Here is an 898-nt window from a genome sequence, read left to right on the forward strand (position 1 = left end):
CATGAAGCTTTTGGAGAAGATTGAGGAGTTGACCTTATATATTCTTGAACAAGATAAAAGAATGAACAGGAAGAATGAAGAATTGAGAAAAGTCAATTCCAGGTTAGAAAAATTGGAGAACGAATGGATAAAATTGAAAATAAAAAAGGATAAATAAAAAAATATGCAAAAATATATCATACACGCAATAGCCCTGTTATTGTTCGGATATGGACATGCTCAAGTGTCAACTTCACCGTCTGGTCAAGTAAGTAATATTACCACAGATTTTTCTTTTTCTGTCAATGATGGGAACTATAATAGGCCTATGTTAAGATCTGGGTGGTTGTCAGGTATTGGAGATTATTTTTATATAAAACATGGTGGCGCCAATACCGAGTCCTATACGTATGGATTACGGATCAGTGATGGAATTGGTTTTGACTTTGGGAAAGACGATTTCACAACTACATTCTTGAAAATAAAAACAGACGGCAATATAGGTATCGGGACGACCGACCCAGCTTCAAAATTAGAGGTACAGTCTGAAGTTTTGATCAATAACCCATCCGCTAGAGGAAGCTCAATATTAAAACTAGATAGGGGAAGTGAAGGTAAGGACATGGCAATCATTAGCTTCGGCCAAGCTAACCAGTATTTATGGAATGCCGGGTTATTGTATAATGGAGGATCTAATTCTCCTGACTTCTATATTAGTCAGAATAATACAATAACGGATGGAAGCGGTGCAATCCAGCATATTCCCGAATTGACCATCAGAACTACAGGAGAAGTGGGCATTGGAACAAAATCCCCAGACTCCAAACTGACTGTAAAAGGCAACATCCACGCCGAAGAGGTGAAGGTTGACCTTTCCGTGCCCGGACCCGATTATGTCTTCAAGGAGGGATACAATCTC

1 pseudogene is annotated in these 898 nt (G+C 38.9%); it reads left to right on the forward strand.

What is annotated here, in order from left to right:
* Window positions 1-163: 163 nt before the first annotated feature.
* Window positions 164-898: pseudogene (locus FOT42_RS17905) on the forward strand (tail fiber protein); the annotation flags it as partial.

It is taken from the genome of Flagellimonas hadalis, assembly GCF_007785775.2.
GTDB classification, from domain to species: Bacteria; Bacteroidota; Bacteroidia; order Flavobacteriales; family Flavobacteriaceae; genus Flagellimonas; species Flagellimonas hadalis.